Raw genomic sequence first — 16,539 nt, 5'->3', positions numbered from 1 at the left:
AATCAAACTGTCGCAAAAGCCTGTCAGAGAACTGTCGCAAAAGCCTGCCACAGGATAAGTTAAGCCGGTTAACCGGCCGAGGCGGGCGGAAGAGCAGGAATCATGAACGAACTGAAGCCGGTACAGAGCGAATTCAACAACATCACGGCAGCCAGCCCGGAAGGCAATCCGGACCGTTTCGTCAACCGCGAGTTCTCCTGGTTGCAGTTCAATCGCCGCGTTCTCGAAGAATCGCTGAACACCCATCACCCGCTGCTGGAGCGCGTCCGCTTCCTGTCGATCTCGGCCGCCAATCTTGACGAATTCTTCATGGTGCGTGTCGCCGGCCTTGCCGGCCAGGTGCGCGAGGGCATCGTGCTGAAGAGCCCGGACGGACGCACCCCAGAACAGCAGCTCGAACAGTTGCTGCGTGAGGTCGAGCGGCTGCAGGAGGACCAGCAGAAGAGCCTTTCGGCACTCACGGTGCTGCTCAACAAGGAAGGCATCGAGAGCATCACCCGTGATGCGCTGACCAAGGACGAGAAGGCTTGGCTGGAAGAGCATTTCCAGGAACAGGTGTTTCCGGTGCTTACGCCGCTGTCGATCGACCCGGCGCATCCGTTCCCGTTCATTCCCAATCTGGGCTTCTCGATGGCGCTGCAGCTTCGCCACCGCAAGAATGGCGAGGAGATGAGCGCGCTGCTGCGCCTGCCGGTGGCGTTGAAGCGCTTTATCCGCCTGCCGGACCGCAAGAACCATGTCCGCTTCATTCCGCTGGAGGAGGCGGTCGGCCTTTACATCGGAAAGCTGTTCCCAGGCTACGAGGTCAAGGGCTCCGGCACGTTCCGCATCATCCGCGACAGCGACATCGAGGTCGAGGAAGAATCGGAAGACCTGGTGCGGTTGTTCGAAACCGCGCTGAAGCGTCGCCGCCGCGGTTCGGTCATCCGCATCGAATTCGACATGTTGATGCCGGGAGAATTGCGCGATTTCGTCGCCGGCGAGCTTGGCGTCTCGTCGAGCCGCATCAGCGTACTCACGGGCCCGCTGGCGCTCAGCCAGATATCCGAGATCGTCTCCGTTCCCCGCGACGACCTGAAATTCACGCCCTACAATCCGCGCTTTCCCGAGCGCATCCGCGAGCATGGCGGCGACTGTTTTGCCGCCATCCGCGAGAAGGACATCGTCGTCCATCACCCCTACGAGTCGTTCGACGTGGTGGTGCAGTTCCTGCGCCAGGCAATGGCTGACCCCGAAGTGGTGGCAATCAAGCAGACGCTCTATCGCACCTCCAATGACAGCCCGATCGTGCGTGCGCTTGTCGACGCGGCCGAGGCCGGCAAGTCGGTGACGGCGCTGGTCGAGCTCAAGGCCCGTTTCGACGAGGAGGCCAACATCCGCTGGGCGCGCGATCTCGAACGCGCCGGCGTGCAGGTCGTGTTCGGTTTCCTCGAACTCAAGACCCACGCCAAGATGTCGCTGGTGGTGCGGCGCGAGGACGGCAAGCTGCGCAACTACGTCCATCTCGGCACCGGCAACTACCATCCGGTGACCGCGCGCATCTACACCGACCTTTCCTTCTTCACCACCGATCCGACGATCGCCCGCGACGTCGCCCAGCTGTTCAATTTCATCACCGGCTATGCCGAGCCGACCGCCGAAATGCGGCTGGCGATCTCGCCGTTCACGCTGAGAAGCCGCATCCTCAAGCACATTTCAGACGAGGTCACCCATGCGTTGGAGGGACGGCCGGCGCGCATCTGGATGAAGATGAACGCGCTCGTCGATCCCATCATCATCGATGCGCTCTACGACGCCAGCCGCGTCGGTGTGGAAATCGACCTTGTCGTGCGCGGCATATGCTGTCTGCGGCCGCAGGTGCCGGGCCTGTCGGAGAACATCAGGGTCAAGTCGATCGTCGGCCGGTTCCTCGAGCACAGCCGCATCTATTGCTTCGGCAACGGCCATGGCCTTCCCTCGGACGAGGCAATTGTCTACATCTCCTCGGCGGACCTGATGCCGCGCAATCTCGACCGCCGCGTCGAGACCATGGTGCCGATCACCAATCCAACTGTGCATGAACAGATTCTGGGCCAGATCATGCTCGGCAACATCATGGACAATCAGCAAAGTTTCGACGTATTGGCTGATGGAACCTCCCGGCGCGTGGTGCTGGAGGAGGGCGAGGAACCGTTCAACGCGCAGGAATATTTCATGACCAATCCGAGCCTGTCGGGACGGGGTGACGCGCTGAAATCGCATGCGCCCAAGCGTATCGCGCAGTTCAAGCGCCGCAAGAAGAACGCCGCCAGCTGATGCTGTCCAATTCCCAGGGCCGGCTACAGGACCGCCGACCGCTGTCCATCATCGACATCGGGTCCAATTCGGTCCGTCTTGTCGTCTATGAGGGGCTGGCGCGTTCGCCGACCACGCTGTTCAACGAAAAGATGCTGGCGGGCCTCGGCCGCGGCATCGTGTCGACGGGGAAGCTCGACCCCGAGGGGGTGGCGCGCTCGATGGAGGAGTTTCGCCGTTTCCGCGCGCTCTCCGACCAGGCGGGTGCCGAACACATGTACGTGCTGGCGACCGCCGCCGCCCGCGAGGCGATCAACGGTCCCGATTTCATCCATCGGGCCGAGGATGTGCTCAAGACCGAAATCCGCGTGCTCTCCGGCCGCCAGGAAGCGCATTACTCCGCGCTTGGCGTCATCTCCGGTTTCCATCCGGCCAACGGCATTGCCGGCGACCTTGGCGGCGGCAGCCTGGAGCTTATCGACATCGACGGCGAGGCGATCGGCGACGGCATCACGCTGCCGCTTGGCGGCCTGCGCCTGCAGGACATGGCGAAGAACTCGCTCGTCCAGGCGCAGAAGATCGCGCGCCAGGAATTGGCCCGGGCCAAGCTCTTGAAGGGTGGGCAGGGCAGGACTTTTTACGCTGTCGGCGGCACCTGGCGAAATCTTGCCAGGCTGCACATGGAGATGAACAACTATCCGCTCGGCGTCATGCACCACTACGAGATATCGGCCGAAAGTGCTCAAACCTTCCTCAAGCAGGTAGCTAGCGGCGAGGTCGAAAAGGTGAGGGGTATCGAGGGCGTGTCCAAGAACCGCCGCTCGCTGCTGCCATACGGCGCTCTCGTGCTGCAGGAAATCATGACGGCGATGCAGCCGTCCAGGATTGTCGTTTCGGCGCAAGGCGTGCGCGAAGGTTTTCTCTATTCGCTGCTCGACGCGGCCGAGCAGAAGGCCGATCCGCTGATCTCGGCCGCCGAGGAGCTTGCGCTTTTGCGCTCGCGTTCGGTCCATCACGCGCATGATCTGGTCGAATGGACAGGCAAGGCCTTCAAGGCGTTCGGCATCGACGAGACGGAAGACGAAGCGCGCTATCGCCACGCCGCCTGCCTGCTCGCCGATATCGGCTGGCGCGCTCATCCGGAATATCGCGGCAAGCAGTCGCTCAACATCATCGCGCATGCGTCCTTCATCGGTGTCGATCATCCCGGCCGCGCCTATCTGGCGCTGACCAACGCCTACCGTCATGACGGCGTCTTCAATGAATTGGTGGCGCCCGAAATCAAGGCGCTGGCGCCGTCGCGCCTGTTGGAGCGCGCCCGCGTGCTGGCGGCGATGATGCGCGTCGTCTACCTGCTGACGGCCGCGATGCCTGGCATCATGCCGAGGCTGAAATGGGAAAGTCGCCCTAACGGCGCGCTGGCGCTGGTGCTGCCGGCTTCGCTTTCCGACCTCTACGGCGAGCGCCCGGCCGGCCGGCTGGCGCAGCTGGCGCGCATCACCAACCGCCGCTTGGAACTGGCGATCGAGGGCGGGCAGAGCGTGTCGGTCAAATAGTCAAGTCGCGTCGGCGCCGATGCCGAAGCCCCGCCCGTCGGCCGACCATGCGCCAGCGCCGGCCATGGCAAGGGCCAGGAAGCCGCCCGCGATGGCGATGTCCTTCATCAGCATCTGCTGATGCATGAAGGCGAGCGTCGCATCGCCGGCGCCTTGGCCGTAATGGCCGATGAAGCCCGCCACGATGCAGAAGGCGGCCAGCAGCAGCGCCACGATCCGTGTCTGGAAGCCAACGAGGATCAGCAGCCCCGCGATCAGTTCGAACAGGCCGGTGGCCCAGGCGGCGAGCGCGGGCAGCGGCAGGCCAAGGCCGGAGAAATAGCTGGTGGTCCCAGCAATGTTGGCGAGCGCCTGGAAGCCGGACGGCACGAACAGCACGGCAAACAGCAGCCGCGAAACCATAAGCAATGCATTGCGACCCATGGCACCCTCCCTTGCCGGCACGGTCACCGGCGACCATCGCAGTCTACGCCTATGATCACACAACGAAAAAGCGGCGCGGAAAATTCCGCGCCGCTTGTTTCGGGCCCTTGGTAGGGGAAGCCTTAGCCGCGCCTGGCGTCGATCGAATACGCGCCTGCACCCGAGGAGGCCAGCAGCAGGAAGCCGCCGGTGATGGCGACGTTCTTGAGAAACTGGATCATCTGCATCTGGTCGGCCCAGCCGGTGTGGGCGACCAGACCGGTTGCGATTGTGAAGATCGCCAGCACCCAGGCGGCGATCCTGGTCTGGAAACCGACGAGGACGGCAAGGCCGCCAAGCAGCTCGATCAGGCCGACGATGACGGCTGTCGCCGTCGGTGCCGGCAGGCCGAGGCCACCGAAATAGGCGGCCGTGCCGGAAATGGCGGATAGTTTGCCGAATCCGGAAAGCAGGAAAATGACTGCGAGCAGGATACGGCCGAGCAGGATGGTGACAGAACTGTTGGACGCGGTGCCGGCGGCGGAAGTGTTGATGGACATGGTGGCTCTCCGATTGGTTTGAATGGCCACTCAGATAGACGATGCCGACTGTTCACCAAAGACAGCTATGCGGCGACACATTGTTCACGGGACATACATTTCCGTGATCGGGCAGGAGGCGCGAAATTCGTGTCGGACGATGTGGTGGCGGGAGTAAATTCTCCCGCCGAAAAATGTCAGCCGTGATCTGACGCAATTCCGGACGGAAAACCGCTTTGCACTTTTCCTGGATCGCTTCACCCCGGATGCGTCATGTCCTCCGGCCGCACCAGGCGGTCATAGTCGGCCTCGCTGACCAGCCCGGTTGCCAGTGCTTCCTCCCGCAACGTCGTGCCGTTCTTGTGCGCGGTTTTGGCGATTTTGGCGGCGTTGTCGTAGCCGATGGTGGGAGCAAGCGCCGTGACCAGCATCAGTGAACGGTCGAGGGCCGCCTTGATGTTGTCCTCTCGCGCCTCGATGCCGATTACGCAATTGTCGGTGAAGGAGACCGATGCGTCGGCCAGCAACTGCACCGACTGGAGGAAGTTGTAGGCCATCAGCGGATTGTAGACGTTGAGCTCGAAATGGCCCTGGCTGCCGGCGAAGGTCAGTGCCGCATTGTTGCCGAAGACCTGCACGCAAACTTGCGTCATCGCCTCGCACTGCGTCGGGTTGACCTTGCCCGGCATAATCGAGGAGCCGGGCTCGTTTTCCGGCAGCGACAATTCGCCGAGGCCCGAGCGCGGGCCAGAGCCGAGAAAGCGGATGTCGTTGGCGATCTTGAACAGTGCCGCCGCCGCCGCGTTGATGGCGCCGTGCGAGAACACCATGGAATCGTGTGCCGCCAGCGCTTCGAACTTGTTCGGCGCGGTGACGAAGGCGATGCCTGATATGGCGGCGATACGATCGGCCACCCGCTCGGCGAAACCGACCGGCGCATTGAGGCCGGTGCCGACGGCAGTGCCGCCTTGCGCCAATTCCTGCAGGCCGGGCAGCGTCAATTCGATGCGTTTGATCGACGATGCGACCTGCGCCGCGTAGCCGGAGAATTCCTGGCCCAGCGTCAGTGGCGTGGCATCCTGCGTATGGGTGCGGCCGATCTTGATGATGTGATTGAAGTCCCGGCTCTTGGCGGCGAGCGCCTTATGCAGGTGCTTCAGCGCCGGCAAGAGGTCGTGCACGATCCGCTCGGCGCAGGCGATATGCATCGCCGTCGGATAGGTGTCGTTCGACGACTGGCTCATATTGACGTGGTCGTTGGGGTGCACCGGCTTTTTCGAGCCCATGACGCCGCCCAGCATTTCGATCGCGCGATTCGAGATCACTTCATTGGCGTTCATGTTGGACTGCGTGCCCGAACCGGTCTGCCAGACCACCAGCGGGAAGTGGTCGTTGAGCTTGCCGTCGATGACCTCTTGCGCGGCCTCGATGATTGCCTTGCCGATGACCGGATCGAGCCGCTTGAGCTCCATATTGGCTTCCGCCGCCGCCCGCTTGACGATACCCAGCGCGCGCACGATCGAAGCCGGCTGCTTTTCCCAGCCGATCTTGAAATTGCCCAGCGAACGCTGCGCCTGGGCGCCCCAATACCGGCCGGCGGCAACCTCGATGGGGCCGAACGTATCGGTTTCGGTTCTGGTTTTTTCAGCGCTCACTGGGTCTCTCCTGTCGAAGCCGGCAACGGCGTATCGCGTTGCACAACGGGCTTCAAGCGGAGAATGTGTGCGACTGAGATGCAAATCGGTTGAAGATGCTTCCGATCTCCCCACTGGAAGCCTTGGAGGAGAGATCGGCAGTTTCGCGTTCTCAACTCAAGGGCGGACCGACAATGTCGATGCCATTTTCCGCACAGATCCGCACCAGAGCCCCGATCATCTGCGGCGTCGGCTCCGACAGCGGCGGCAATTGCGGCTGTTGGGCGGGACGGCTGGTCTGACGCAGCATCGTCTCGAAATCGGAGCCGCGCGTGATGGTCAAGGTGCGCGCGCCGTCCTGGGATTCGACCCTGTATGTGTGCGGGAGGCCTTTCGGCGCGATGATGATTTCGCCAGGACCGGCGATCTGGTCGTGGCCGTCGATCCGAAAGCGCAGCTGTCCCTCCAGGACATGAAACACCTCGTCCTGGTGCCGATGCACATGCAGCGGCGGAGAATCGCCATGGGGCATGCGGTGCTCGACGACACAGATGCCGTCCTCGCCCTCCGCCGAGGAGAGCCGAATGGCAACCAGTGTGTTGTTGAACCAGAAGAGTTCCTTGCCTGCGATCGTGCTGTTGATCATTGTCATGACGGCTCTCCCTTGTGCTTGCGGTGCCGACCGAGCGGCGTCTGCGGCTACCTGACCAAGGATTGGCGGGCGATGGAAATCGAATGATCGTATGGGGCGGATTGATGCCATGAATTTAAATGCGCTCGACCTCAATCTCGTCAGGGTGCTCGATGCGCTTTTACGTGAACGAAGCGTGACGCGCGCCGGCGAGCAGATCGGGCTGAGCCAGCCCGCCGTGAGCGCGGCGCTCAATCGCCTGCGTCATGTCCTCAACGACCAGCTGTTTGTGCGGCGCGGCAACGACATGGTGCCGACCCCGCGCGCCGAAAGCCTGACGGAGCCGGTGCGCGCAGCACTGCGCGAGATCGAACGCGTTTTCCAGACTGGCAAGGACTTCGATCCTGCCGGGTTGGAGCGAACCTTCACCTTTATGGGCGCGGATTTCTTCTCCATGCTGCTGATGCCGCCGCTGGCGGCGCGCATCGCGGCGATGGCGCCTGGCGTGTCGTTTCGCTTTCTGGACAGCGCGCGCGGCGACGTTTCGAGGTTGCTCCAGGACGATGAAATCGACGCTGCCCTCGAACGCCCGCTGGAGGTTCCCGACTGGGTCTCCAGCACGCCACTGTTCGATTCGCCATTCGCAATCATTGCCGCAAGGGACAATACCGTGATCAAGCAAGCCGGGATCGCGGACGGCGAGCCTTTGCCGATAGAGCTTTTCTGCGAATTGCCGCATGTTCTTCGCTCCATCGACGGTTCGATGTCGGGCTCTACCGACGCGGCGCTGGACAAGATCGGGCTGAAGCGCCGGGTGAGCCTCGCCTTACCGCATTTTCAGGCAGTCGCACTGGCGGTAGCCAGCGGAAACCACCTTGCCGCCGTTCCCAGGCAGTTCGCGGTAGCAGCGGTCAAGAGCTTGCCGGTCGTGATCTACCAACCGCCGTTCGCGATTGCGGTGCCGGAAGTCAGGATGTACTGGCACGCCCGCCATGACGATGAGCCGCCGCACCGCTGGATTCGCAATCAGATCCTCGAAGCTGTCGAGGCGCTCGGCTTCAGGGATCTCGACGGCGATGAAACGACCGGTTCCCGGACCTAGGCTTCATCCAGCCGTGTATCCGCCATCCACCGCAAAAATCACCCGTGGGTGGTCGAGCGCTTTTGGGTTGCCAGCCGCGCGGCGACATAGCCCTTGACCTGCCGGATCGCCTGTTCGCGCGAGACGCTGCCCGGCTGCAGGCCAAGGCGAAGCCAAAGTCCGTCGATCAAGGCCGTGACGCCAAGCGCGATGTCGTCGGCCTCGCCGGGTGAGGCGAGGCCGCGCAGGCCAGATAACAGGTTCGAGCGCATGCGCCCGTGGATCACCTTCTGGATGCGCGCCAGCTTTTCATCGCGCGGCACCTCGGCACAGAGCGAAAGCCAGGCATGGCAAAGAGGCGGCAGGAAGAGATGCTCCTCGAAATTGCCCTCGATCACCGCATCCAGGCGTTCCATCGACGTCCGTGCCTGGCGAAGCCTTGCGACCACCGCATTGCACAGGACCGCGTTGGCCTCGCGCATCGCGTGCTCGAACAATTCCTGCTTGTTACGGAAATAGTGCAGCACGATGCCTTTGGAGGCGCCGGCATGGGCAGCGACCTTTTCCAGCGTGGCCCCCGCAATGCCTTCGCGCTCCAGAACCGCGAAGGCCGCCTGCCGCAATTCCTTGCGGCGTATGTCGCCAAGCCGCTTCAGTTTCACGAGATTGTTCCATGCATCACGAATCCACGTTGACATTTTCGCCCCGCGAGATCAATCATTGACCAGTGGGATAATAAAAAGACCGATTGGTCAATTTGAGCAATGAGGAGAACGGAAATGTTGCGCATCCTTGCAGGTGGTGCCTGTCTTGCCGCGCTGGTCTTGGCCTCGCAGGCGGCCCAGGCGGCGGACCCCGAGCAATGCCGGGCGGTCCGCATGGCCGAGCCTGGCTGGAACGATCTCGCTTTCACCACGGGGGTGGGCAACGTGCTCCTGCAAGCGCTCGGCTATCAGCCACAGAGCGAGGTGCTCGGCATCAACGTCATCTACGAAGGCATGAAGAACCGGGATCTCGACCTGTTCTTGGGTTACTGGGACCCGGCGATGGTCACTTATTACGAGCCCTACAAGAAGGACGGCTCGATCGAGAATGTGCGTGTCAATCTCGTCGGCGCCAAATACACCTTCGCCGTGCCGACCTATGTCTGGGAGGCAGGGGTCAAGGACGTCTCCGACCTGCACAAGTTCGCCGACAAGTTCGGCAAAAAGATGTATGGCATCGAGCCCGGCTCCAACCAGCTGATGATGGATGCCATCGCCGATCCGGTCTTCGGCCTCGATGGCTGGCACGTGGTCGAGTCCAGCGAAGCCGGCATGCTGTCGGAGGTCGGCTACGAGATCAAGGAGAAGCAGTTCATCGTCTTCCAGGGCTGGGCGCCACATCCGATGAACACCATGTATGACTTCAAGTACCTGACCGGCGGCGACAAGTTCTTCGGCCCGAATTTCGGCGCCGCGACGGTGACGACGCAGGTGCGCAAGGGCTACCTGCAGGAATGTCCGAACGTGGCGCAGTTCCTCAGGAATCTCGCCTTCGACATCGACTTCGAGAATGTCGGCATGGGCTACCTCATCAATGACGGCATGAAGCCGGAGGACGGGGCGCTGAAGGCGATCACGCTGAACAAGAACCGCCTCGATGCGTGGCTCGCCGGTGTCACGACTTTCGATGGCAAACCTGGTCTTGCCACCGTCAAGGAAAAGCTCGGCCTGTGAGACCACCGGACGCCTTGCCCATTGCCGGAGTGGAACAGGACGCCTGGGCTGGCCGCAAGCAATGGATCAATGCCGGCGATCTTGATATCGCCTATGTCGAGATCGCCGGCGCCGGGCCGCCGCTGTTGCTGGTTCATGGTTTCACGGATACCAGCCGCAGCTTTTCGCTGCTGGCGCCGCACCTAGCCGGACGCCGGCTGATCATGCCCGATCTGCGCGGCCATGGTGCCTCGCAGGCGGGCGACGGCTGCCGCGTCGCGGATTTCGCCGAGGATATTGCAGGGTTGATCCGGCATCTGCGGTTGGACCAGCCTGTCGTCGTCGGTCATTCCCTAGGCGGCATGGTGGCGATTGCATTGGCCGCGCGGCAGCCGGACCTCATCGGTGGCCTGGTCGTGCTGGCCAGCACGCTGAAGCCCGGTTTCACGCCGGACCATCCGCTGCCGGTCGGCATCCAGGATTTGCGCGACCCGCTATCGCCGGCCGACCCGTTCTACGACTGGTGGCATGCCTGCCAGTCCTCGGTGCCGCGTCCGTTTCTCGCTGGCCTGGCAAAGGAAGCTTCCGCCATGCCGGTGGCCCGCTGGCGCGCCATTCTGGAGGAAGTCCGCATCACGGACCTGATAGCCGAGGCGCGGACCGTGCGGGCCAGGGCGCTGATCATCGCCGGCGCCTGCGACCCGCTTTTCGGCGAAGCGCACCAGCAGGCTTTGGCCGAGGCGCTGACCGGATCCCGTCTCGTCTGGGCGCCAAATTGCGGTCACAATCCGCATTGGGAGGATCCGGCCTTTGTCGCCTCCGCGATCTCGGGGATGTTGTCCGGCCGCTGATCACCTCAACAGCGATCGGGCCGTGGGCACCAGCCGCAACGTCTCGGCCGGCTTCGTGCTGACGGCTTGCATGCTCTGGCCGAGCGCCCGCCACGCCGGCGAAACGGCGAGGCGATGGCTGGCATCGGCGTTGTGGAAGGCGGTAACGGCGACGAAGACGTTTTCTCCGGCGCGCACGGGAAGTCGAGGGAACGTATTTGCGGCCGGCTCCGTCAGGAAGGCGCCGAGCAGACGCGCGCCGTTCTGCGCAATTCGCACAACCATCTCCGCCCGGAAACGCCCGGCGAAGTCGGCGCCGGTGCCCGGCCGCAAATGATGAATCGAAATCTCAACCAGGCCAGGCAACCAATTCCGATCGCTTGTGCCTTTGGGCGCCGTTGGCCGGCGCGGTCCCGACAGATCGAAGCCGGCGTCCGGCCAGGCCGGTCGCAGCAGCAACACATCGTCGGAATCGATCATCGTCGCATTGGCGGCATCACGGTGCGCCGCCCATACAGGGCCGTCATAGAATGCGCCGAGAGCATCCTTTCGGGCATCCATGCTGTCGAAGCCGCGCATCCAGACGAACATGTCGGGACGATCGAGGTCGCGGAATTGGCCAATAATCGTCATCCCCGCATCTTCCTGGCTTTCGATGAACTCCGTGTCGAAGATCTCGATCAACGTTTCGCGCCGGCCGGGTTTCAATGTGTACTGGCGCAATTCGACGATCGGCGAGGCGAGTGCAGCGGGCTTCGGCATGGCATTCAGGGTCGGCTTCATCGGGCGTTCTCCAAAACAGGTTGATCATCCTGTTTATAAACAGACCGGTTGCCCTGTTTTGTCAACATGCTATCCTTCGGCAATGTCAGCAGAGATAAACATCCGGCCAAGGCGAGCCCGAGGCAAACGCTTCAACGACCCCGAAGGCATGCGCAGGAAAGTGCTCGATGTCGCGGAAGTCGCGTTTCAGGCACGCGGCTACCATGCTTCCAGCCTGGGCGACCTCATGACGGCGGCAGGCGTCAGCGGTGGCGCGCTGCATCATCATTTTCCGACCAAGAAGGCATTGGCGCTGGCGGTCATCGACGAACGCGTGGCGGCGGCGGTCGAGGAGACGTGGATAGCGCCGGTGCGGCAGGCGGCTTCGGCGCGCGAAGGCGTGCGTCAGGTGTTCGAAGCCGTGGCAGCCGAACTGGAACGGCAAGGTTTCGTACGCGGCTGCCCGCTCAACAATCTGGCGCATGAACTCTCGCTCTCCGATCCCGAATTCCGGATTGCCCTTGCCGGTATTTTTGCGGCATGGCGCCAGGCGATCGCCGACAAGATCAGGGCCGACCAGCGGGAGGGCAGGGAGCAAGGCACGGATCCCGAGCATTTTGCGCTGGTTGCCGTCGCCACCTATTCCGGCGCCATGTCGCTGGCCAAGACAGAGCAGCACGCCGGCCCGTTGCGCGTTTGCCTTGCGGCGTTCGAGCGGAGCGCCGCCCACGCGGCATCATCGCAGGGCGATCCGGGGGCGAGGCGACGTCGCAGAGTGCTGCGGCGGTTCGGCAGCACTTGAGGGCAAGCTACAGCCGAGCTTGCCGCCGATGCCGCGACGAGCGTGGAAAGCCGGTTGCTACTCGGCCAATGGCTTGATCGTCTCGTAACCGCTGAACTTTACTGCCGCCCGCTCTCCATGCTGAAATTCTCCGATGATGAATCGCCCTTCGTCCCTATTGCTGTCGCGGCGTGGTTTTCTGGTGCAGGCCGCCGGTCTTGCCGCGGCCAGTGCGCTTTCACGCCCGGCGCTCGGTCAGACCGGGCAGCGCATCCAGCCCGTCGACGCCACCTTCCTGTTCGTCGCCGATGTCCATGCCTGCCGCATGGCGAGCGGTTTGAGCCCCAATTGCCAGCAGGAAGGCAAGACGGACGCGGCGCTGTTGCGCAACGTCGCGGCGTTGAACGCCATCGGTGACAAGAAGTGGCCGGTCGAGATCAACGGCGTCGCCACGGGCTTGCGGTCGGCCGGCAGCCGCATCGGCACGCCGCTCGGACTTGCCGTCGGTGGTGACATCACCGACGACGGCGGCGGCCAGATCACCGAGCCCAGCGAAGGCACCCAACTCCTGCAGTTCAGCCAGCGCTATCAGCAAGGCATGGGGCCCGACCGCGTGCATGTTCCGGTTTATGTCGGCCTCGGCAATCATGACCTCGATCAGAACGGTCCGCCACATCATGTCGACTGGTACCGGCGCGAAATGCGCGATTATGTCGAGGTCAATCACCGCGCCGGCGTGTTCTTCAAGCCGCCGGTGCCGGCCACCAGCTACGACGTCGACACCGACTGCTATTCATGGGATTGGGGTGGCCTGCATCTGGTGCAGACCCATCGTTTCGCCGGCGACACCGGCCACGGCGCCGACAACAGCCTGCCTTGGCTCAAGCAGGATCTGGCGACCTATGCGGCGGACGGCCGCCCGGTCATCCTGTTCCAGCACTATGGCTGGGACAGTTTTTCGATGGAGCGGTGGGATACAGTCAAGAGAGTATTCGACGACGGCGGCAAGGGAGCGCCGCATTGGTGGAGCGATACGGACCGCCAGGCATTGCTGGCGGCCCTGAAGGGCTACAACGTCGTTGGCGTCTTCCATGGTCATCAGCACGAGGTGCCGATGATCTATCAACGCGACGGCCTCGATCTCTTCAAGCCGAAAGCGGCCTACATGGGCGGCTTCGCTCTGGCACGTGTCACCGACGACAGCCTGGACGTCGTGTTGGGGCAAGCCAGCGACGATCATGGCGACGTGATTTTCACCAACGCCTTCAGCAAATCGCTGAAGACGTGAAAAGGGCCGCTCGATATGGCCCTTCCACAGCGATCAAACAGATTTCTTGACCTTGTCCTTCACGTCGCCATAGGCCTTCTGTACCTTGCCTGTGGTCTTGTCGGCCACGCCTTCGGCCTGCGTCCGCCTGTCGCTGGTCGCCTTGCCGGCGGCTTGCTTGACCGATCCTTTCACCTGCTTGGCCACGCCGGCGACCTGATCCTTGTTCACCATTTCCGCATCTCCCGGATCTTGTTCGCTTGAGCAAACGAGCCGGCACCGAGTCGGTTCCAGCAGCCGCTCCCTGTGTCGGCAAACAGTGCCTTTCGGCGGCTGGGCCGGCAGGCTAGGGTGCCGGCCGGCGCAGTCCGCAAGGAGCAACACCGCCAAGGGGGACAGATGTCGGAATTCACGCTCTATATCGGCAACAAATGCTTTTCGTCCTGGTCGCTCAGGCCCTGGGTGGCGATGCGGTACCTGGAAGATACCGTTCGAAGAAGGATTCGTGCGGCTGCGCACGCCCGAGACCTTTGCCAATCTGGCGAAAGTTTCGCCGACCGGTCAGGTGCCCGTCCTGGTTCACAAGCCCTTGAATCACGATGGCAGGATCGTCTGGGAAACCCTTGCCATCCTTGAATATCTCGCCCACCTTTTTCCTGGGAAAAAGCTCTGGCCGGCCGATATCGGCGCCCGGGCACTGGCGCGTTCGGCGGCGACCGAGATGCATTCCGGTTTTCGCGAAGTCCGCTATGGCTGGCCGATGAATTTGCGCCGGCCAAAGGGGCACAAGCCGCTCGATGCCGAGGGCGAGGCCCAACGTGCCCGCATCGAGGCGCTGTGGCGCGAGTGCCGTGAGAAACACGGCAAGGGCGGCCCGTTTCTGTTCGGTCATTTCAGTGCGGCCGATGCCATGTATGCGCCTGTCGTCACCCGTTTCGACACTTATGGCGGGGAGCTGGCGCCCGACACCAGGGCCTATGTGGACGCGGTTTTGGCTATACCGGCCATGCGCCAATGGTATGCCGAAGCCGCCGAGGAGACATGGCCGGAGCCGGGTCCCGACGAATAGGGCTGTCCGTGAAGCGGTTTTACCCAGGGATCGGGACGGGCCGCGTGAGGTGCTTTCAACTGGCGGATTTCGGGCCGATAGCGCAATATTTGACAGGCGGCTGAAACACGGATACAACAAATCTGTCGATATTTGTTTGACTGACTTTTGTTATCCGCGCTTTCGGGCGCGCCTTTGACGAACTTCCCACATCAAAAATCGAGACAAACGACGTTGTGCATCCGCACGGCGGCGAACGAATATTTGCCATGGAAAGGGTTCGTCATGAGCACCGGCACAGTTAAGTGGTTCAACGCCACCAAGGGTTTTGGTTTTATTCAGCCTGACGACGGCTCCGCCGACGTTTTTGTCCACATCTCGGCCGTGGAACGCGCCGGCATGCGCGACATCGTCGAGGGCCAGAAGCTCGGCTACGAGATGGTCCGCGACAACAAGTCGGGCAAGATGTCCGCCGACCAGTTGAAGGCGGCCTGAAGAAAGAATTCAGCCGTCCCGGTGACCACGGATGTACTGGCACCGGTGAATGGCGAATTCGGGCGCATGGCCATGGGGATCTGAGTTTCCAAGGTTTGTGCTGCCCATCAGGAGCTAGCCTGGTGCATCCAGTTGGATGCGCGGCGCTCCCAGGGAAGGTCAGGCGGTGCCTGGCCTTTTTCATTTTCCGCTTGTTGCCGCTGAAAATGCGCTGCGCATTGGGCTGAACGTGCTAAGGGACGCTCCAGCAATTTGAATCCGCTGCCGCATTGCTTTGTGCATGGTCCCGACCGAAGACCCGGTCTCGCCCTATCGGCACCAGGCTCCTGACAGGAGAAAGATTTTGACCGCTCATTCGAAGACAGCCGTCGATACGGCCGTGTCGCTGTTCAGCAAGACGCAAACCCAGTCGATGTCGCTCAATCGCATCAATTCCGAGCGCGATGCCGTCAGCCAGGCGCGGGAAGCCAAGACCGCGCGCTTGCGCGAGTTGCGGCTGGAGAAAGAGGCCGACGAGATGGCGGCCGCCGCAGCACTCGCGTTGCTGCCGAAACGAGCCGGAAAACGCTGATGGCCACCAAGCGCGTACCGTCAACGCCGATCGCCGCCGATGCGACCATCGCCGACATGGTCGAAACCCTCGACAAGCCGGTCGAATATGTCCGTCGCGTGCTGGAGAAACTCGAACGCTGCAAGCGCGCCCATGGCGATGCCCAGGTGCGCATCGGCGTGCGCGGCCGTGCCGAGTGCCCGAACTACCTCATCGAATATGTCCGCGAAGACGCCAAGACCCATGAGCGGGTGACCTATCAGGATGCCGCCTATAGCGGCAGCACGCATCGTGAGCTGGCGGCTCATCACATCGCGGAAGCCAGGAACTGGTCGCCCGAGGAAATGAACATCACGGCGGTTTCGGCGCTGATCGGCCGCCTGCGCAATCCGCGCGCACCATCATCGCGTTTCGCCGACGAGGACTGACATGGCCATAAAATTCTCCGCCAAGGACCAGCCGGCAGCGCCGGCTTCCGCCGCAAAGCCGGCCAAGCCGGTTGCCGCGCCAAAGGCGGCCGAGGCGGCGACCGATCTGTTCAAGTCGCCAGCGGACGCACCGAAGAGCAAGACCGGCAAGAAGAAGTAGCGCCTTGCCTGGGGACGCCGATTGCAATCTTGCTGCTTTGAAGCCGGTTGCCGTGGTAGCCGCGACCACCCTGGCTTCGTGTCAAGCAGGCATCGCTCCTGTGTTCGATTGCCAGAGCTGCGGCGCCTGCTGTTCCTATTCGGCCGAATGGCCGCGCTTTTCGACCGAGGATGACGCGCAGCTCGACCGCATCCCGGAAAAATACGTGGCGGCCGACCTGTCGGGCATGCGCTGTGACGGCGTGCGCTGTTCGGCCCTGTCCGGCGAAGTCGGCAAGTCCACCGCTTGCACCATCTACGAAATGCGACCGGATGTCTGCCGCGCCTGCATGCCCGGCGATGACGAGTGCCTGATGGCGCGCCGGGCGCTCGGATTTTCCACCGTTTAGCGCGCCTCCTGGCGGC

Annotated in this window: 19 protein-coding genes and 1 pseudogene; 13 read left to right on the top strand and 7 right to left on the bottom strand. The window is 62.8% G+C overall.

The genetic code is table 11. The annotated features are described in order from the left end of the window. Positions 1 to 102 precede the first annotated feature (102 nt). Positions 103 to 2,295 (top strand): RNA degradosome polyphosphate kinase, encoded by a 2,193-nt coding sequence (locus tag FJ492_RS24590; RefSeq protein WP_140772680.1) that lies wholly within the window; start codon positions 103 to 105, stop codon positions 2,293 to 2,295. Next, complete coding sequence (ppx, locus tag FJ492_RS24585; protein ID WP_140772678.1) at positions 2,295 to 3,830, top strand: exopolyphosphatase; 1,536 nt, start codon at positions 2,295 to 2,297, stop codon at positions 3,828 to 3,830. Before FJ492_RS24590 ends, ppx begins: the two co-directional genes overlap by 1 nt. Here ppx and FJ492_RS24580 read toward each other — a convergent pair whose 3' ends face one another. The 4 genes from FJ492_RS24580 to FJ492_RS24565 form a co-directional block, all read right to left on the bottom strand. Continuing rightward, positions 3,831 to 4,253 carry a DoxX family protein gene (locus tag FJ492_RS24580; protein ID WP_140772676.1) on the bottom strand — a complete coding sequence of 141 codons (423 nt, stop codon included), beginning with the start codon at positions 4,251 to 4,253 and terminating at the stop codon, positions 3,831 to 3,833. It abuts the gene before it with no gap. Between the two features lie 122 nt (positions 4,254 to 4,375). Next, positions 4,376 to 4,792, bottom strand: coding sequence for a DoxX family protein (locus FJ492_RS24575; RefSeq protein ID WP_140507418.1), 417 nt, complete (start codon positions 4,790 to 4,792; stop codon positions 4,376 to 4,378). A gap of 236 nt (positions 4,793 to 5,028) precedes the next feature. Further along, positions 5,029 to 6,426, bottom strand: a complete 1,398-nt coding sequence (fumC, locus tag FJ492_RS24570; RefSeq protein ID WP_140714128.1) for a class II fumarate hydratase — start codon at positions 6,424 to 6,426, stop codon at positions 5,029 to 5,031. Positions 6,427 to 6,577: 151 nt separating this feature from the next. Beyond that, the gene (locus FJ492_RS24565) at positions 6,578 to 7,057 is read right to left on the bottom strand and encodes a cupin domain-containing protein (RefSeq protein ID WP_140772674.1); all 480 of its coding nucleotides are present in this window, start codon (positions 7,055 to 7,057) and stop codon (positions 6,578 to 6,580) included. Between the two features lie 91 nt (positions 7,058 to 7,148). Between FJ492_RS24565 and FJ492_RS24560 the strand changes: the two genes are divergently transcribed. Beyond that, on the top strand, positions 7,149 to 8,138 hold the full coding sequence (locus FJ492_RS24560) for a LysR family transcriptional regulator (RefSeq protein ID WP_246676114.1): 990 nt from the start codon (positions 7,149 to 7,151) through the stop codon (positions 8,136 to 8,138). Between the two features lie 38 nt (positions 8,139 to 8,176). On the opposite strand, the gene betI is transcribed toward FJ492_RS24560, so the two are convergent. After that, complete coding sequence (gene betI / locus FJ492_RS24555) at positions 8,177 to 8,815, bottom strand: transcriptional regulator BetI (RefSeq protein ID WP_140507410.1); 639 nt, start codon at positions 8,813 to 8,815, stop codon at positions 8,177 to 8,179. 81 nt (positions 8,816 to 8,896) lie between these two features. On the opposite strand from betI, the gene choX reads away from it, so the two are divergent. Together choX and FJ492_RS24545 are read left to right on the top strand one after the other, a co-directional pair. Further along, on the top strand, positions 8,897 to 9,835 hold the full coding sequence (choX, locus tag FJ492_RS24550) for a choline ABC transporter substrate-binding protein (protein WP_140772672.1): 939 nt from the start codon (positions 8,897 to 8,899) through the stop codon (positions 9,833 to 9,835). After that, positions 9,832 to 10,665 carry an alpha/beta hydrolase gene (locus tag FJ492_RS24545; RefSeq protein WP_181166745.1) on the top strand — a complete coding sequence of 278 codons (834 nt, stop codon included), beginning with the start codon at positions 9,832 to 9,834 and terminating at the stop codon, positions 10,663 to 10,665. The genes choX and FJ492_RS24545 overlap by 4 nt, the downstream gene beginning before the upstream one ends. Here the strand turns inward: FJ492_RS24545 and FJ492_RS24540 are convergent, their stop codons facing one another. Further along, positions 10,666 to 11,427, bottom strand: a complete 762-nt coding sequence (locus tag FJ492_RS24540) for an NIPSNAP family protein (RefSeq protein WP_140749221.1) — start codon at positions 11,425 to 11,427, stop codon at positions 10,666 to 10,668. It lies immediately after the preceding gene. Positions 11,428 to 11,575: 148 nt separating this feature from the next. On the opposite strand from FJ492_RS24540, the gene FJ492_RS24535 reads away from it, so the two are divergent. Next, positions 11,576 to 12,208, top strand: a complete 633-nt coding sequence (locus tag FJ492_RS24535; RefSeq protein WP_181166744.1) for a TetR/AcrR family transcriptional regulator — start codon at positions 11,576 to 11,578, stop codon at positions 12,206 to 12,208. Between the two features lie 133 nt (positions 12,209 to 12,341). Then, positions 12,342 to 13,475, top strand: coding sequence for a metallophosphoesterase (locus FJ492_RS24530; RefSeq protein WP_140772668.1), 1,134 nt, complete (start codon positions 12,342 to 12,344; stop codon positions 13,473 to 13,475). 33 nt (positions 13,476 to 13,508) lie between these two features. On the opposite strand, the gene FJ492_RS24525 is transcribed toward FJ492_RS24530, so the two are convergent. Next, positions 13,509 to 13,688, bottom strand: a complete 180-nt coding sequence (locus tag FJ492_RS24525; RefSeq protein ID WP_140507400.1) for a CsbD family protein — start codon at positions 13,686 to 13,688, stop codon at positions 13,509 to 13,511. Between the two features lie 165 nt (positions 13,689 to 13,853). On the opposite strand from FJ492_RS24525, the pseudogene FJ492_RS24520 reads away from it, so the two are divergent. The 6 genes and pseudogenes from FJ492_RS24520 (at position 13,854) to FJ492_RS24495 (ending at position 16,523) form a co-directional block, all read left to right on the top strand. After that, positions 13,854 to 14,523: pseudogene (locus FJ492_RS24520) on the top strand (glutathione S-transferase family protein). 264 nt (positions 14,524 to 14,787) lie between these two features. After that, positions 14,788 to 14,997, top strand: a complete 210-nt coding sequence (locus FJ492_RS24515; RefSeq protein WP_010915421.1) for a cold-shock protein — start codon at positions 14,788 to 14,790, stop codon at positions 14,995 to 14,997. 343 nt (positions 14,998 to 15,340) lie between these two features. Then, positions 15,341 to 15,568 carry a hypothetical protein gene (locus tag FJ492_RS24510; protein WP_140507396.1) on the top strand — a complete coding sequence of 76 codons (228 nt, stop codon included), beginning with the start codon at positions 15,341 to 15,343 and terminating at the stop codon, positions 15,566 to 15,568. Beyond that, complete coding sequence (locus FJ492_RS24505) at positions 15,568 to 15,975, top strand: hypothetical protein (RefSeq protein ID WP_140507394.1); 408 nt, start codon at positions 15,568 to 15,570, stop codon at positions 15,973 to 15,975. Before FJ492_RS24510 ends, FJ492_RS24505 begins: the two co-directional genes overlap by 1 nt. Position 15,976: 1 nt before the next feature. Then, complete coding sequence (locus FJ492_RS24500; RefSeq protein ID WP_140714146.1) at positions 15,977 to 16,135, top strand: hypothetical protein; 159 nt, start codon at positions 15,977 to 15,979, stop codon at positions 16,133 to 16,135. Between the two features lie 52 nt (positions 16,136 to 16,187). Next, on the top strand, positions 16,188 to 16,523 hold the full coding sequence (locus tag FJ492_RS24495; protein WP_246672747.1) for a YkgJ family cysteine cluster protein: 336 nt from the start codon (positions 16,188 to 16,190) through the stop codon (positions 16,521 to 16,523). Positions 16,524 to 16,539 lie beyond the last annotated feature (16 nt).

Origin of the sequence: Mesorhizobium sp. B2-5-4 (assembly GCF_006441095.1) — a bacterium.
Taxonomy (GTDB): Bacteria; Pseudomonadota; Alphaproteobacteria; order Rhizobiales; family Rhizobiaceae; genus Mesorhizobium; species Mesorhizobium salmacidum.
Note: the sequence above shows the minus strand (reverse complement) of the source record. Positions and strands in the feature narration are given on the sequence as shown.

Coding starts and splice junctions, on each gene's coding strand:
- FJ492_RS24590 (WP_140772680.1), top strand. CDS start 103: ATGAACGAACTGAAGCCGGTACAGAGCGAATTCAACAACATCACGGCA.
- ppx (WP_140772678.1), top strand. CDS start 2,295: ATGCTGTCCAATTCCCAGGGCCGGCTACAGGACCGCCGACCGCTGTCC.
- FJ492_RS24580 (WP_140772676.1), bottom strand. CDS start 4,253: ATGGGTCGCAATGCATTGCTTATGGTTTCGCGGCTGCTGTTTGCCGTG.
- FJ492_RS24575 (WP_140507418.1), bottom strand. CDS start 4,792: ATGTCCATCAACACTTCCGCCGCCGGCACCGCGTCCAACAGTTCTGTC.
- FJ492_RS24565 (WP_140772674.1), bottom strand. CDS start 7,057: ATGACAATGATCAACAGCACGATCGCAGGCAAGGAACTCTTCTGGTTC.
- FJ492_RS24560 (WP_246676114.1), top strand. CDS start 7,149: ATGGGGCGGATTGATGCCATGAATTTAAATGCGCTCGACCTCAATCTC.
- betI (WP_140507410.1), bottom strand. CDS start 8,815: ATGTCAACGTGGATTCGTGATGCATGGAACAATCTCGTGAAACTGAAG.
- choX (WP_140772672.1), top strand. CDS start 8,897: ATGTTGCGCATCCTTGCAGGTGGTGCCTGTCTTGCCGCGCTGGTCTTG.
- FJ492_RS24540 (WP_140749221.1), bottom strand. CDS start 11,427: ATGAAGCCGACCCTGAATGCCATGCCGAAGCCCGCTGCACTCGCCTCG.
- FJ492_RS24535 (WP_181166744.1), top strand. CDS start 11,576: ATGCGCAGGAAAGTGCTCGATGTCGCGGAAGTCGCGTTTCAGGCACGC.
- FJ492_RS24530 (WP_140772668.1), top strand. CDS start 12,342: ATGATGAATCGCCCTTCGTCCCTATTGCTGTCGCGGCGTGGTTTTCTG.
- FJ492_RS24525 (WP_140507400.1), bottom strand. CDS start 13,688: ATGGTGAACAAGGATCAGGTCGCCGGCGTGGCCAAGCAGGTGAAAGGA.
- FJ492_RS24515 (WP_010915421.1), top strand. CDS start 14,788: ATGAGCACCGGCACAGTTAAGTGGTTCAACGCCACCAAGGGTTTTGGT.
- FJ492_RS24505 (WP_140507394.1), top strand. CDS start 15,568: ATGGCCACCAAGCGCGTACCGTCAACGCCGATCGCCGCCGATGCGACC.
- FJ492_RS24500 (WP_140714146.1), top strand. CDS start 15,977: ATGGCCATAAAATTCTCCGCCAAGGACCAGCCGGCAGCGCCGGCTTCC.